This window comes from Flavobacterium sp. ST-158, assembly GCF_058309975.1.
Genome location: NZ_JBZEEN010000007.1, coordinates 184,917 through 199,873, shown reverse-complemented (window position 1 = coordinate 199,873; position 14,957 = coordinate 184,917). Strand labels below are relative to the sequence as shown.

Here is a 14,957-nt window from a genome sequence, read left to right as displayed (position 1 = left end):
ATTACTTTTAAAGTTTTAAACCAGTTTATGAAATATTTTGTAGTTTTCTTATTTTTAGTCCTAGCTGTACCCACTTTTGCCCAAGAAGTAGTTACTTCGCAAAAAGTAACAGGATATATTTACAATGATAACAATAAGACTCCCCTTCCCGGAGTTAACGTTATCAACATCAATAAAGTAAGAGGCGCAATAACCGATTCTAACGGATATTTTGAAATTGATGTTCACCCTTCAGATACCCTACATTTATCCTTATTAGGTTTTCAATCTCTAAGAGTTAAAGTAACCAATGACTGGATAAAAAATAAAGTTTCTAAGATTTTCTTAACTGAAAAAGCCATTGCATTAGAGGAAGTTGTAATACGTCCTTTTAATTTAACGGGCTATCTAGAAGTGGATTCTAAAACTATTCCTGTAAATAACAACTACCGTTATAGTATTTCTGGATTAAACAATGGTTACGAAGCTGGAGAATACTCTCCTGGAGCTTTTGGAAAAGTATTGGGGTCTATTTTTAATCCTGCCGATATGTTGTATAATTTCTTTGGTAAAAAATCAACGGAGTTAAAAAAACTAAAGGAAATGAAAAAAGACGATACCGTGAGAAATCTTTTAGAATCTAAATTTGACCGCGAAACCTTAGCTGTTTTATTAGGCATAGATAAAAAAGAAATTCCTGAAATTTTACAACGTTGCAATTATTCAGAATCTTTTATACAAACGGCAAACGACTTGCAAATCATGGATGCCATAAGTGGCTGTTATGAACAATATAAAATCTTGAAAAAGAAATAAAAAAACTAAACACAATGAATAAATCCTCAATTACAAAGTAGTTGGGGATTTTTTTATCTATAAAAAAGAAAAGCAAACACAATAAGACCTACATTTACTAAAACACAACCATAAAACCCAATTAAGATGGCAAAAAGTCAAGACACTAAAAAGAATGTCAAAAAAGAACCGCTAAAAACAGCCAAAGAAAAGAAGGAAGAGAAAAGAGAAAAAAAGAACAGTCCTAAAAGAGATTAAATTATAGTGATCAGTATTCCGATTTTAGTATTCAGCAACAAACTGAACACTAAAATCGGAACTCTGAATACTTTTATTTCACTGGAATATTAGCTAAAATTTCAACTAAAAACTTCCAGAATTTTTGAGACGAACTTATACTGGCTCTTTCATCAGGAGAATGTGCACCTTGGATAGTTGGTCCAAAAGAAATCATATCCATATCAGGATAATTAGTTCCTAGAATTCCACATTCTAATCCAGCATGACAAGCCACTACTTTAGGTTTTTCTCCATTTTGTCTTTCATAAATTGGAATCAAAGCAGCTAAAATAGCCGAATCAGGATTTGGAGTCCAACCTGGATAAGAACCTGAAATCTCCACTTCGCAGCCCATTAATTCAAAAGCAGAACGCAATTCATTAGCTAAATCAAACTTAGCCGATTCGACAGAAGAACGTGTTAAACATTGAACCGCTAGTTTTCCTTTTCCTAAACTAACCTTAGCTATGTTATTTGAAGTTTCTACTAAATTATCAAAGTCGGCGCTCATTCTGTGGACGCCATTTGCAGCAGTAGCCATAGAACGAACAAAATAATATTGTGCCATTGATGGCATTACACTTGCAGGAACTTTTTTCAATTTTTCGAAAACAATTTCCAAATCAGGTTCGGTGGTTTTTAACTCATTTTTGATTTCATTGACAATTTGTTGCATATCAAAAACAAAAGCCTCATCATAAACCGAAGCAATAATTACTTTAGCAACACTTTCACGCGGAATAGCATTCCGCAAACTTCCACCATGAATTTCTGAAATTTGCAAACCAAAATTATCAAAACCATCAAACAACAATCGGTTCATTATTTTATTGGCATTACCCAAACCTTTATGAATATCAATTCCTGAATGTCCTCCCTTAAGTCCTTTTACGGTAATAGCATAACCTACTGAATGCTCTGGAGTTTCCTCTTCATCATACTCTGCTTCTGCTGTAACATCAATTCCTCCGGCACAACCAATATCAATTTCATCATCTTCTTCGGTATCTAAATTCAACAGAATTTCACCTTGCAACAGGCCACCTTCTAAATTCATTGCACCAGTCATTCCTGTTTCTTCATCGATAGTAAACAAAGCTTCAATAGCTGGATGTGCAATAGTAGTACTTTCTAAAACAGCCATAATTGCTGCAACTCCCAGTCCATTATCTGCTCCTAAAGTTGTTCCTTTAGCACGTACCCAATCGCCATCTACATACATTTCGATTCCTTGGGTTTCAAAATCAAACACCGTATCAGCATTCTTTTGGTGCACCATATCCAAATGTCCTTGTAATACAATTGGCTTACGATTTTCCATTCCCGCTGTTGCCGGCTTACGAATGATTACATTATGAATTTCATCTTCAAAAACTTCTAAACCTAAGTTTTTACCAAAGTCTTTCATAAATGCAACTATGCGTTCTTCTTTTTTAGAAGGTCGCGGTACTGCATTCAAATTGGCAAAATTATTCCATAATGCCTTAGGTTCTAAATTTCGTATCTCTTGACTCATATCTTGTGTTTCGATTTAAAAAACTCAAAGTTACAAAGTTTAAAATCCTTTTCGGCTAATAAATTGAATATTGTAATTATATTTACAACACTATAAAAATGCTATTTTGAAACGCAAATACCTACTCCCATTATTACTAGTAATCCAGATTTTAATTCTCAAAATAATTCGTTTTTTTCCAGAATCTGTTGAACGTTTTTACAGCAATGGAATATATCCACTCTTTTCTAATTTTCTTAGGATTACGCTGGGCTGGATTCCGTTTTCAATAGGAGACGTATTGTATTTTATATTGATTGTATGGACTTTAAAATGGTTTTGGAACAATAGAAAGACTTGGAAAACAAATTGGAAAAATCAAATATTAGCTATCTTGAGTGTATTTTCCGTATTCTATTTCTGCTTTCATTTTCTTTGGGCAATCAACTATTACAGAGTTCCTCTTTTCAAAAAAATGAACATTGAACGTGAATATTCGGATGCTGATTTGTTGGATTTTACAAAAAAAATTATTGCTAAAACCAATCAAATTCACAGTCAAATTACTAAAGATGACAGCTCGAAAGTAGTTTATCCATACACACACGAACAGACATTTCTAAAGAATTTAAACGGTTACAAAAACCTATCTACCAACTATCCATTTTTTACTTACCAACATCTAAGCCTCAAGAAATCCTTATTTAGCTTACCGCTAACTTATATGGGATTTGGCGGATATTTGAATCCTTTTACCAATGAAGCCCAAGTAAATTATTTAATTCCAATGTATAATTTACCCACCACCAGCTGTCATGAAATGGCACATCAATTGGGTTATGCTAGCGAAAGCGAATGCAATTTCATTGGTTTTTTAGCGTCAACAAACAATACTGATTTGTATTTTAAATATTCTGGCTACAGCTTTGCGTTGCGTTATTGTTTGAATAATTGGTACCTTAGAGATGAAAAAACATATGATGAATTACTAAAAACCGTTCATCCTGGTATTATAAAAAACTATAAAGAAAGTGAGCAATTCTGGATGCAATATCAAACCCCAATCGAAAAAGGTTTTCATGCTTTTTACGATCGTTATCTCAAAATTAATCAACAGAAAGAAGGTATTGACAGCTACAGTAGATTTGTAGATTTAATGGTGAATTATTACAAAAAAAGAGCTTTGTAAACTAAGAATCAATTTCCCATTGACGCAATTTGTTCAATTGCTCTTGTTCTTCTATTTCTTCGGCTGGAATTACCTTTAAAAAAGAAGGATGCTGCTCGATGGCATACTCTATTTTTTCAACAATCTCATCAATAGAATCGTTATCATAATCAATTTGAAGTGGTTCTTTTATGATAAAAGATTGTAGAATTCCTTTCTTTTTCATTCGGATTCCTTTTCTATCAAAAGAACGTCTAAAACCATCAATAACAATAGGAACTACAATAGGACGATGTTGTTTTATAATATGTGCCGTTCCTTTTCTAACTGGTTTAAAAGAACGTGTAGTACCTTGTGGAAAAGTAATCACCCAACCATCGCGGAGTGCTTTTTTGATATTTTCTGTGTCGTTAGGATTTACCGCCTTTTTTTCCGTACAATCTACTCCTTCTGAGCGCCAGGTTCTTTCTACAGGAATAGCACCAGCATAAGACAAAATCTTAGGTAATAACCCAGAACGCATGGTTTCTTTAGCAGCTACATAGTAGATATTCATTTTGGGTTGCCATAGATAACCAATGTTCTTAATAGAATCAATACGGCCGCTTAAACTGGCATTAAACACATGAAACATAGCCACTACATCGGCAAAATAGGTTTGATGATTGGAAATAAAAAGCACATTGGCATCTGGTAAATTTCGAATAATCTCTGAACCTTCAATTTGCAAATCGTTAAAACCGCGATAACGTCTATGAGTAAAGCTCCCAAAAACACGGATCAACCATTTTTTTAGAAATAAGATATGTCCAAAAGGATTTCTTTTAATTAGTCCCATAAACTATAAATTTCATTTTTTAAAATTGGATTGCAAAATTACAACTTTTTTATTTGAGCCTTATATTTCAGATTGCCCTTTATTAATCGTTTTTATAGCAAAATAGTATTTAAAACATCTCGCAATTCACTCAACATCATGGCTGTGGCTCCCCAAACAACATGTCCATCTATCATAAAAGCGGGAACTTCAATATTGGTAGCATAAGAAGTAGATAATTTTTCGACAGAAATAATAGCATCATTTCTAAAATCAGTCAAAGGCAATTCGATGATAGCAGCCACCTCCAATGGATCAGGAACAAATTGAACTTCTTCTTTACAAATGCCTAAAAAAGGATGCACCATAAAATTACTTGGCGGAATATATAACGGAGTAAAAGCTTTTATAATGTCAATTTTACTACGTGTAATTCCTATTTCTTCTTCGGTTTCTCTTAGAGCAGTAGCTTGAAAATCGAAATCTTCTTTTTCGAATTTTCCACCGGGAAAAGCAATTTGAGCCGAATGTACGCCTTTGTACGAATTGCGAACGATTAAAACCAAATGTGTCTGCTGGTTTTTAGGATAGAACAACATGGTAACCGCTGCCTCTTTAGGATTCTTTTCTTTCAAATTTATTTTAGCCAAAAGTTCTTTGCGCTCAAAAGGCATCATCTTTTCATGAGAAGCCAATGCCGTCAGTGGTGCTTGAACTAAATCAGGTATAAATTTTAAAAAACATTGAAAATCCATAATCGAAAGTCTATTTTTGCAATAAAAACATAAATATACTTTAGAAAACAAGTTTGTACAAATTTTCTAAAGCCAAAGCATCTAAAATGTATAGTAAAGAAGAAACACAACGATTAAAACGAGAATTCTGGGTCACATTTGCCGAAAAATATCCGCGAAAATGGCTATTATACGACACAAAGATTAAAGATTTCTCTTTTAAATTTTATGTGGATAATAAAAAAGCCCAAGTTCTTATTGATATTGAACACCGCAATAACGAAAAAAGAACGGCTTATTTTGAAAAACTAGTCGCTTTAAAAAATATTTTAGACGAAGAATTTATCAGTGATTTAGTTTTTGAGCAAGATTATGTTCTAGAAAACGGAAAAACCATTAGCCGTATTTGGGTAGAAAAACTAGGTGTAGGTTTTAGCAACCGCAATCATTGGGATAGTATTTTTGATTTTTTCAATGATAAAATGGATGCTTTAGAACGTTTTTATCTAGAATATGATGAGTTTATCAAGGATATTGAAAATGAATAATTAGAGTTTTACATCGTAAAAATATTGTAGACAATCACATAATCTGGATAGGTAATATACAATTGCTTGCGGTTATCTTGTTTTTTTCGGGTAATAATTGAAACCGTACAATCCAAACCATCATTATCCTTACAAGTAAAAGAATAAACTAAATCACTTTCGGATTCTGACTCTGGTTGGTAAGTTAATATTTCATACAATTGGATGTTTCTAGAATATACAATTATTCTATTTTTATTAGTATCTAAGGTGACAGTAATATTAACCAAACTCAAATCGGACCATTTGCCCCATTTTCCTTTTTCGTTTTTTTCTAAAACGCTAAAGCCTGAAGTTCTAAACTTATACGTTTGACTATAGGATTGCTGCAGGCCAATTCCTAAAAAAAGTAGACTTATGTAAAAGCATTTTATTTTTGTCATTTTAATCTATTTATTATAAAAACTGGGCAACACTTTTTTTAGCTAATTGATATTCCTGCATTATATCTAAAATAATTCTTTTTGCGGGTTTTATATCGTGAATTAATCCGGCAATCTGACCAATTTCTAATTCTCCCTCAACCAAATCTCCTTCAAAAATGCCTTTCTTAGCACGTGCTCTTCCTAATAATTGAGTCAAATCTTCTTTGGTTGGACATTTGGCATACAATTCCTGAATATCTTCAAAAAATTTATTTTTTATCAACCGAACCGGAGTCAATTCTTTCAATGTTAATTGTGTGCCTCCTTCTTTTGTATTCAAAATTGTTTGTTTGAAATTATCATGAGCCGATGATTCTACCGAAGCCGCAAATCTACTGCCTATTTGAACACCATCTGCTCCAAGAACCATGGCTGCCAGCATTCCGTTTCCATTAGCAATTCCACCCGCTGCAATAATAGGAATTTTTATTTGTTCTTTCACCATTGGAATCAAAGTAAAAGTAGTCATCTCTTCCCTTCCATTATGACCACCTGCTTCAAAACCTTCGGCAACTATAGCATCTACACCTGCTGCCTGTGCTTTTAATGCAAATTTAGTACTACTGACCACATGAACTACCGTAACACCATTTTGCTTCAAATAGGGCGTCCATGTCATTGGATTTCCTGCCGAAGTAAAGACAATTTTAACGCCTTCTTCAACAATAATTTGCATGATTTCTTCAATATTAGGATACAACATTGGAATATTTACGCCAAAAGGTTTAGAAGTTGCTTTTTTGCATTTTTGAATATGTTCCCGTAAAACTTCTGGATACATAGAACCTGCTCCAATCAAGCCCAAACCTCCCGCATTACTCACAGCACTGGCTAATTTATAACCACTTACCCAGACCATTCCTGCTTGAATAATGGGATATTGAATATTGAAAAGCTTTGCTATTGGGTTCATTGTATATTATTTTTTGATTATTTTACCATATTTAGAAAATGCATCCGATTCTATTTTATAAAAATAAACACCGCTACTCAAGCTTTCCAATGAAAAAGACGCTTCTTTTTCCATAACCTTTTTTTCTATAACTTTTTGTCCTAAAGCACTAAAAAACCAAATAGTTCCTTTATTAAATGTAACTGGAAAATGTATAGAAACAATATCAGTGGTGGGATTGGGAACAGCCACAAAATACTGGAATGATTCTTTTTTTAACGAACTTCCATTGCTTAACGCCAAGTTAAAATCTGGAATTCCATAACCGTATTCGTTATCTGGATCCACATATTTATTCGAAGATTCAAGCAACAATTCTTTTATTTCTTCATTGGTCAAATAAGGATGTGCCTGCCACAAACAAGCTAACATTCCCGAAATTAAAGGAGCAGAAAAAGACGTTCCATTTGAATAAACAGCATTTCCTTTTTCGTCTGAAACAATTACATTTTGCCCCAAAGCCATAACCTCAGGTTTGATTCTACCATCAGCCGAAGGACCAATAGAACTAAAATCCACTTTCTTTTTATCTGAAGCAACCGCGCCAACCGTAATCACCGAAAAAGCATCTGCCGGAACTCCAATATAAGGATCAACAGTACCCCCTTCATTCCCTGCCGAAACTACGACCAACATTCCGCGACTACTAGCAATTTCAGCTCCTTTAGAAGCAAAAGCAGTAATTCCATTTCTATCACTATAATTATGATTGTAAGAAGGATTATCAAACTCGGTGTACCCCAAGGAACTATTAATAATATCTACACCTAAACTATCTGCTTTTTCAGCAGCTTCTACCCACAATGATTCTTCAACAGGATTTTCAGCATTTACATCTTCTGTAACAAATAAATAGTACGAAGCATCAATTGCTGCCCCTATTAATGAATTTTCAGTATAAGCAGCCATGGTAGAAAGTACATTCGTTCCATGAGTATCATTAGCATAAAAATTATTATCTCTGCTAACAAAATTATAACCGCCTAAAATTTGATTGTTTGCTCTTAACCTTTGAAAAGCTGGCGAAGTGTCTACTCCTAAAAAACCAGCATCTAAAACAGCAATGATTTTGCCCGAACCTTTAAAGTTTTCTTGGTGTAAAAACTGTCCATTTAGCATTTCTATTTGCAAAGCATAACCACCAGACGCTTTGATTTTTTTTTCTTTTTTAGTTTTTTTCTTTTGCTGCAAAACTACTTTAGAAACGGAAACTGATTTATTGATTCCATTCAAAGCTTTGTTTGCAAAATCAACTTGGCCAACAAAATCAAAGTTTTTTAGTGAGTTAATACTACTTTGTGAACCTCTAACATGAATTGCATTGAGCCATTTAGATTTGGCCATCACTTGAATTCCCGAAACCATTTTAATACGACTTACAAATTCGGGATTTAAAGGAATATCTTTAAAATCTAAGGGAATATTTTGAATATTTCGTCTATCTAATGCACGCTGCGACAGCATTTGCTGTGGCGAATTATAATAATATTGTTCGTTTGTTTTAGCATTAAAGTATACCCAAGCTTCTTCTTGCGAAAAAACCATTAAAGGGAATAATACAAAAATCAACCAACAAAGCTTTTTCATAGTACAATTGTATTTATAAAAAAAAGTGATTAATCTTAATAAAGAATTAATCACTTAAATATATTGTTTATTTTTTGAAAGTACAACTACGAAATCACTCCCGAACCTATTAATTCGTCATCAAGATGCCAAGATACAAATTGTCCTTCGGTAATTGCCGATTGTGGTTCTTCAAAAGACACATACATTCCGGATTCAAATTGGTGTAAAGTGGCGTCTTGTAAAGGTTGTCTGTACCTAATTCTTGCTTTTACTTTCATCGTTTCTCCATTGGCTAAAGCCAAATCAGGACGAATCCAATGTACTTCAGATTTTTCTACAAACAAAGCTTTTCTAAACAAACCTGGATGATGGCTTCCCATTCCGGTATAAATCGTATTCGAAACTACATCAGTTGCTATAACAAATAAACCTTCGGCAGTTCCTCCTACATTCAATCCTTTACGTTGACCAATTGTAAAATAATGTGCCCCTTGATGTCTACCTACAACCTTACCCATTTCTGGTGTATATTCGATAGGACTGGAAACCAATGACAAGGTTTCTTCATCCGTTAATCCTCTCGGAATAGCTATATTATAAATCGAATTGGATTTATCAATTTGAACAATAACCCCTGCTTTAGGTTGTAATTTTTGTTGTAAAAACTCTGGTAAACGCACTTTTCCAATGAAACACAAACCTTGAGAATCTTTCTTTTCGGCAGTAACCAATTCCATTTCGGCTGCAATTTCGCGCACTTGTGGTTTGGTTAATTCGCCAATTGGGAAAAGCGATTTAGCCAGTTGTTCTTGGGATAACTGACACAAGAAATAGGATTGATCTTTATTTCCATCAACACCGGCAAGCAATTGGTAAACAGGCTTTCCATCTACTTCAACCTCTCCTTTTCTACAATAATGCCCTGTTGCTACATAATCGGCCCCAAGACTTAAGGCGATTTTCATGAAAACATCAAATTTTATCTCGCGATTACAAAGTACATCTGGATTAGGAGTTCGTCCTTTTTCGTATTCGTTGAACATATAATCAACGATTTTCTCTTTGTATTGTTCGCTTAAATCAACGGTTTGAAATGGAATTCCTAACTTTTCAGCTACTAACAAAGCATCATTACTATCTTCTAACCATGGACACTCATTTGATATCGTAACCGAATCATCATGCCAATTTTTCATAAAAAGACCAATCACTTCATAGCCTTGTTGCTGCAACAAATAAGCGGCAACACTTGAATCTACACCTCCAGAAAGTCCTACTACAACACGTTTCATTCTAAAATTTATTTTTATGCCTGCAAAGGTACAAAGTTTTCAAACGATTCTGTCCATTATAACATATCGTTTGTAATCAAAAACCTCTAAACCAAATCTACTTTGTTTTTAATGAACCTTTTGTTGTAGGATGACTCATGTTTTCCTCTGCGGTTAATTTTCCTTTTTCGAAAAATTGCCAAATGCCCGTTTTCTTTCCGTTAGTAAAATTACCTTTAGAAACAATATTGTTATCAACGTCTCTAAAGATTGCTTCTCCATTATATTGGTCATTATTAAAAGTGGCTTCTTCTAAAACAACTCCTTTTTCGGAATATTTTTTAGAACTGCCATTTTTCAAGTTGTTTTTATAATTGGTTTCTTCAGCAATTTTTCCGCTAGGAAAAAATACAGAACGTATTCCTTCTAAATTTCCATTTTTATAATGCTCAATCGTCATAATTGTTTTGGCTCCTAAATGATAGTATTTCCATTCGCCCTCAAACAATTTGTTAACCACCTTACCTTCGCTTACTTTGTTTTTATTTTGGTCGTAAAAAACCGTGTATGCTACATTATCATTAGGATTAAAAGTTCGGGTTGCAATTACAGCTCCTGCTTTAGTATCATCAAAAAACTTGAACTCCCCTATTTCTTTTCCATGTGAAAAAGTTCCTTCGTAACGAGGTCTTTTGGATTCGGGATAAATACCTTTCCACACGCCATCTTTCTTTCCATTAGCATCAACATTATTAAAAGTATTTTGAGCCTGAAGATTAGAAAAACTTAAAACTAGACCTATAACTAAAACTATTTTACATCTTATTTTCATAAAAACTATTTATCAACTAAAAACGGATTAGCTTACTTATAAATTATCTCTTTAACCAAAAAAATCTCGAATGAACGAGATTTTTTTGACTGAATTATTTCTTTTTATTTTGAGCTTTCATGGCTTCTTGTTGTGCCATAGCTTCTTGTAATTTTTGTTGAAACTTACTTTGTTTCTTAGGCTCTTTCTTTTTGTTTTCTTGAATTTGAGCATGAATCTTATCGCTATCAATAATGTAATTTTTAATTACTAACATGATTCCAATGGTGATGGTATTAGAAATAAAATAATACAAACTCAATCCAGACGCATAACTATTAAAGAACAACAACATCATTAACGGCGAAATATACACCATTACTTTCATCATTTTAGCCATATCTGGCATACCTTCTTGTTGTGGTGTTGCCATTTGTTGGTCACCAGTTGTCATTCTCATATAAAAGAAAATAGCAATAGAAGCTAAAATAGGGAACAAACTAACGTGATCTCCATAAGCAGGAATATGGAAAGGCAATTTGTAAACCGAATCAAATGATGACAAATCATCTGCCCATAAGAATCCTTTTTGTCTTAACTGAATAGCCGATGGAAAAAACTGGAACAAAGCATAGAAAACTGGCATTTGCAACAAACCTGGTACACAACCTGCCATAGGATTTACCCCTGCTTTGTTGTATAACTTCATCGTCTCTTGTTGCTTTTTCATTGGTTCATCCTTATACTTCTCACCAATTTCAGTAATTTCAGGACGTAATACTTTCATTTTAGCCTGAGAAAGGAATGATTTATAGGTAACGGGAGACATAACTAATTTTACTAAAATAGTAAACAATACAATAGCCCATCCCTGTGAAATAAACAAACTTAAGAATCCGTATGTTGGAATAAAGATATGACGGTTTATCCAACCAAAAATACCCCAACCTAAGGCTACAATATCTTCTAAATTTCTATCGTAAGATTTTAATAATTTATAATCTGTAGGTCCATAATACCAATTCATTTTTTGGTCTAACTCCCCATTTTTGAATGCTAATGGCATAACAGCCTTAAATTGTTTTGTAAAAACAGTATCAACATTAGCATCATTTACTAGATTGTTAGAATACAATTCAGCTGTTTTAAATGGAGTTGAAGACAACAAAATGGAAGAAAAGAAATGTTGCTTGTAAGCTACATAAGAAACCTCTTCTGCTGTTTCTGTCTTATCATGACCTTGACCTAAATAGTCTTTTTTAGCATCTTCATATTCAAAATACAATTCAGAATAACGGTTTTCGTAAGTAACACTTTTTTCATTAGTATAGGTTTTAAAATCCCATTCTAATTGAACTGGTTTAGCTGTTTTTAAAATAGTATTCAATCCTTGAGTTTGAATATCAAAATCCAGCATATAATCATTTGCTTTTAATACATATTTATATTCCAAATATGCATTAGGAGCGGCTTTTAATCGCATTGACAAAATTTGGTCTTCACCATTTTTAGTCAAAGTTGGTTCAAAATAAAGTTCTTTTGTATTTAAGGTATGATTATCAACAGTAGCTAATTGCAAATTGAATTGAGCATTATTGTCTTTTATTAATTGTACCAATTCGCCTGAACCTTTTTTAGTACGTTCAAAATCCTTTAAAGATGCTTCCACAATATAACCACCTTTATTAGCAATTTTAAGTTTTACTAATTTGTTCTCAATGGTAGTAAATTCCTCTTTTGCAGAAGCTAAAGTAGCTGAATAAGCAAAACTCCCTAAAGATTTTTGTAATTGTGCTAATTGCAAAGAATCACCAGCTGCAGCAACTGTTGGTGTAATTGCAGCAACATTTTTTTGCGCTTTTGGATCTTTAACAACCAATTCTTTTTTGGCTTTTTCTGCGGCAAGTTCTGCTTCAGAAGGTTTGTTTTGATACATTATCCAAAGTAATATACCGAAAATCAATACAAAACCAATTAACGAATTGGGGTCAAACTTTTTTTCTTCCATTTTAATACGAATTATTTGTCTTGACTTATTTTAAGTCAAATTATTTGATGTTATTTCTAAAAATAACCTACTATTTTTTTCTTGCTTTTACAGCTGCAGCCACAAAATTCACAAACAAAGGATGCGGATTAGCTACTGTACTCTTATATTCTGGATGGTATTGAACTCCAATAAAGAATGGGTGATTTTCAATTTCAACAATTTCTACCAATCCTGTATCTGGATTTACTCCTGAAGCTTTCAAACCTCCTTTTTCTAACTCAGCAACATAAGCACTGTTGTACTCATAACGGTGACGGTGACGCTCAAAAATAGTAGTTTCACCATAGATTTTGTAAGCCAAAGTATCTGGTTTAATCTCACATTTCCAAGCACCTAAACGCATGGTACCTCCTTTATCGGTTACATTTTTTTGCTCTTCCATAAGATTAACTACTGGATGAGGCGTTTGATCATTCATTTCAGTAGAATTTGCCTCAGCATACCCTAAAACATTTCTAGAATATTCAATTACCGACATTTGCATACCCAAACAAATACCAAAGAAAGGCATATTGTTTTCACGGGCATAACGTACTGCGGCAATTTTACCTTCAATTCCTCTTTCACCAAAACCTGGAGCAACAAGAATGGCATCGATATCTTTAAATTTGTCAGCGATGTTTTCTTCATCAATATATTCCGAGTGAATAGAAACTACATTTACCTTAGTTTCATTAGCTGCTCCCGCATGAATAAAAGCCTCTAAAATAGACTTGTAACAATCCTGCATCTCCACATATTTCCCAATCAAACCAATATTTACAGTGTGTTTTGGGCTTTTTAATCTTTTTAAGAAAGTATTCCAAGTTTTTAAATCTGGTGCTGCTTTTTTAGGTAAATCTAATTTTTTCAGAGCAACTACATCAAGACCTTCTTCAAGCATTAAGTTAGGTACTTCATAAATAGTTGAAGCATCGATAGATTGAATAACTGCTTCTTTTTTCACATTACAAAACAAAGCTAATTTGCTACGCAATTCCTGAGAAAGTTCATGCTCGGTTCTACAAACTAAGATATCCGCTTTAATTCCGCTTTCCATCAATGTTTTAACAGAGTGTTGTGTAGGTTTTGTTTTTAACTCCCCTGCAGCTGCTAAATAAGGAATCAAGGTCAAGTGAATTACAATGGCGTTATTTTCACCTAAATCCCAAACTAACTGACGAACCGATTCGATATAAGGCAACGATTCAATATCACCAACTGTTCCACCAATTTCAGTAATAACAATATCATAATCACCAGATTTACCTAGCAATTGCATTCTATCTTTAATTTCATTGGTAATATGAGGAACAACCTGAACTGTTTTTCCTAAAAATTCTCCTCTTCTCTCTTTTTCAATAACAGATAGATAAATTCTACCAGTAGTAACGTTATTAGCCTGAGAAGTAGGAACATTTAAAAAACGCTCATAGTGTCCTAAATCTAAATCTGTTTCAGCCCCATCATCAGTTACATAACATTCTCCATGCTCATATGGATTCAATGTTCCAGGGTCTACATTTAAGTAAGGATCAAATTTTTGAATAGTAGTTCTATACCCTCTCGCCTGTAATAATTTTGCTAATGATGCTGCTATAATTCCTTTTCCCAAAGAAGAAGTAACCCCTCCAGTAACAAAAATATATTTTGTTTGATTCATGCTGTTCTAGTTTGTATTGTAGTTGTGTAAAAAACGTGGCAAAAATACGATTATAAATTTAGATTATGCTAATTTGGAAATGAGATAATTTCTAAAAATGACTTTTGTTAATGCAAAAATAAAAACCTCATTAATTTCCTAAATCAATGAGGTTTTGGGTATCTTTTTTTAATATTTCGTATTAATTCTTCTAAACCGTTTAATTTTAATTCATAAATCAGCTTTAATTGTTCCCCTAATTCTCCTTTTGGAAAGCCTTTATTGTGATACCATACCACATAATACTCTGGTAAATCTATCAAAAAACGACCTTCATATTTTCCAAACGGCATTTTAGCATAAGCTAACTTTATAAGTTGCTTTTGATTATCTTCCATACATTA

General features: G+C 33.2%; 14 protein-coding genes. 3 read left to right on the top strand and 11 right to left on the bottom strand.

Annotated features, from left to right (window positions below; all coding sequences use genetic code 11):
* The first annotated feature begins 27 nt into the window (after positions 1-27).
* Complete coding sequence (locus AC4FRF_RS12195) at positions 28-795, top strand: carboxypeptidase-like regulatory domain-containing protein (RefSeq protein WP_491159828.1); 768 nt, start codon at positions 28-30, stop codon at positions 793-795.
* A 310-nt stretch (positions 796-1,105) separates the two neighbouring features.
* On the opposite strand, the gene AC4FRF_RS12190 is transcribed toward AC4FRF_RS12195, so the two are convergent.
* Complete coding sequence (locus AC4FRF_RS12190; RefSeq protein WP_491159827.1) at positions 1,106-2,569, bottom strand: aminoacyl-histidine dipeptidase; 1,464 nt, start codon at positions 2,567-2,569, stop codon at positions 1,106-1,108.
* A 106-nt stretch (positions 2,570-2,675) separates the two neighbouring features.
* Here AC4FRF_RS12190 and AC4FRF_RS12185 point away from each other — a divergent pair, with 106 nt between their 5' ends.
* Positions 2,676-3,737, top strand: a complete 1,062-nt coding sequence (locus AC4FRF_RS12185) for a DUF3810 domain-containing protein (protein WP_491159826.1) — start codon at positions 2,676-2,678, stop codon at positions 3,735-3,737.
* A gap of 1 nt (position 3,738) precedes the next feature.
* Here the strand turns inward: AC4FRF_RS12185 and AC4FRF_RS12180 are convergent, their stop codons facing one another.
* Together AC4FRF_RS12180 and AC4FRF_RS12175 are read right to left on the bottom strand one after the other, a co-directional pair.
* Complete coding sequence (locus AC4FRF_RS12180; RefSeq protein WP_491159825.1) at positions 3,739-4,554, bottom strand: lysophospholipid acyltransferase family protein; 816 nt, start codon at positions 4,552-4,554, stop codon at positions 3,739-3,741.
* Positions 4,555-4,646: 92 nt separating this feature from the next.
* Entirely contained in the window at positions 4,647-5,288 is a 642-nt protein-coding gene (locus AC4FRF_RS12175) for an NUDIX hydrolase (RefSeq protein ID WP_491159824.1), read from the bottom strand.
* A gap of 86 nt (positions 5,289-5,374) precedes the next feature.
* Here AC4FRF_RS12175 and AC4FRF_RS12170 point away from each other — a divergent pair, with 86 nt between their 5' ends.
* Positions 5,375-5,815 carry a DUF4268 domain-containing protein gene (locus AC4FRF_RS12170; RefSeq protein ID WP_491159823.1) on the top strand — a complete coding sequence of 147 codons (441 nt, stop codon included), beginning with the start codon at positions 5,375-5,377 and terminating at the stop codon, positions 5,813-5,815.
* Between the two features lie 8 nt (positions 5,816-5,823).
* On the opposite strand, the gene AC4FRF_RS12165 is transcribed toward AC4FRF_RS12170, so the two are convergent.
* The 8 genes from AC4FRF_RS12165 to AC4FRF_RS12130 all read right to left on the bottom strand — a co-directional run bounded on the left by AC4FRF_RS12165 (position 5,824) and on the right by AC4FRF_RS12130 (position 14,951).
* The gene (locus AC4FRF_RS12165) at positions 5,824-6,237 is read right to left on the bottom strand and encodes a hypothetical protein (protein WP_491159822.1); all 414 of its coding nucleotides are present in this window, start codon (positions 6,235-6,237) and stop codon (positions 5,824-5,826) included.
* 13 nt (positions 6,238-6,250) lie between these two features.
* Entirely contained in the window at positions 6,251-7,192 is a 942-nt protein-coding gene (locus tag AC4FRF_RS12160) for an NAD(P)H-dependent flavin oxidoreductase (RefSeq protein WP_491159821.1), read from the bottom strand.
* A gap of 6 nt (positions 7,193-7,198) precedes the next feature.
* Positions 7,199-8,818 (bottom strand): S8 family serine peptidase, encoded by a 1,620-nt coding sequence (locus tag AC4FRF_RS12155; protein WP_491159820.1) that lies wholly within the window; start codon positions 8,816-8,818, stop codon positions 7,199-7,201.
* An 86-nt stretch (positions 8,819-8,904) separates the two neighbouring features.
* The gene (gene mnmA / locus AC4FRF_RS12150; RefSeq protein ID WP_491159819.1) at positions 8,905-10,092 is read right to left on the bottom strand and encodes a tRNA 2-thiouridine(34) synthase MnmA; all 1,188 of its coding nucleotides are present in this window, start codon (positions 10,090-10,092) and stop codon (positions 8,905-8,907) included.
* 97 nt (positions 10,093-10,189) lie between these two features.
* Complete coding sequence (locus AC4FRF_RS12145) at positions 10,190-10,903, bottom strand: toxin-antitoxin system YwqK family antitoxin (protein WP_491159818.1); 714 nt, start codon at positions 10,901-10,903, stop codon at positions 10,190-10,192.
* Positions 10,904-10,997: 94 nt separating this feature from the next.
* Positions 10,998-12,890, bottom strand: coding sequence for a membrane protein insertase YidC (gene yidC / locus AC4FRF_RS12140; protein ID WP_491159817.1), 1,893 nt, complete (start codon positions 12,888-12,890; stop codon positions 10,998-11,000).
* Between the two features lie 70 nt (positions 12,891-12,960).
* The gene (gene pyrG, locus AC4FRF_RS12135; protein ID WP_491159816.1) at positions 12,961-14,574 is read right to left on the bottom strand and encodes a CTP synthase; all 1,614 of its coding nucleotides are present in this window, start codon (positions 14,572-14,574) and stop codon (positions 12,961-12,963) included.
* Positions 14,575-14,717: 143 nt separating this feature from the next.
* On the bottom strand, positions 14,718-14,951 hold the full coding sequence (locus AC4FRF_RS12130; protein WP_491159815.1) for a DUF3820 family protein: 234 nt from the start codon (positions 14,949-14,951) through the stop codon (positions 14,718-14,720).
* Between the last annotated feature and the right edge of the window lie 6 nt (positions 14,952-14,957).